At 48.6% G+C, this 537-nt stretch carries 1 protein-coding gene and 1 pseudogene; both read left to right on the top strand.

What is annotated here, in order from left to right; genetic code table 11:
• Positions 1 to 93: sulfur carrier protein ThiS (thiS, locus tag R7Q09_RS27970; protein WP_318118743.1), on the top strand; the 93-nt coding region annotated here is incomplete at its 5' end.
• A gap of 5 nt (positions 94 to 98) precedes the next feature.
• Positions 99 to 537, top strand: a pseudogene (locus tag R7Q09_RS27965) (thiazole synthase); the annotation flags it as partial.

Here is a 537-nt window from a genome sequence, read left to right as displayed (position 1 = left end):
AATAATCAAGTGGTGCCGCGTAGCGAATGGGCGAGTACGGTACTTTCTGAGGGAGATAGCATCTCTCTGTTTCAAGCCATCGCAGGGGGATAATGTCGATGCTGAAAATTGGTGATAAAGAATTTCAATCACGCTTGTTCACAGGAACAGGCAAATTTTCTAATAGCCGTTTAATGGCCGAAGCCATCCAGGTTTCAGGTTCACAGCTCGCGACGATGGCGCTTAAACGTGTGGATGTACATGATCAGCAAGATGACATTTTGCAGCCTTTGATTCACGCCGGTGTGAATTTGCTACCGAACACCTCTGGCGCTAAAAATGCCAAAGATGCTGTTTTTGCTGCGCAGCTTGCTCGCGAAGCGTTGGGCACAAATTGGGTCAAACTGGAGATCCATCCCGACCCGAAATACTTAATGCCTGACCCGATAGAAACCTTAGCCGCTGCCGAACAGCTCGTGCGAGATGGCTTTATTGTGTTGCCATATTGCCATGCTGATCCGGTGTTATGTAAACGGCTGGAAGAAGTTGGCTGTGCTG

The sequence above is a fragment of the Vibrio sp. 2130-1 genome (assembly GCF_033339515.1).
The sequence above is the reverse complement of the archived record's forward strand: the minus strand, read 5'-3'. Positions and strand labels throughout refer to the sequence as shown.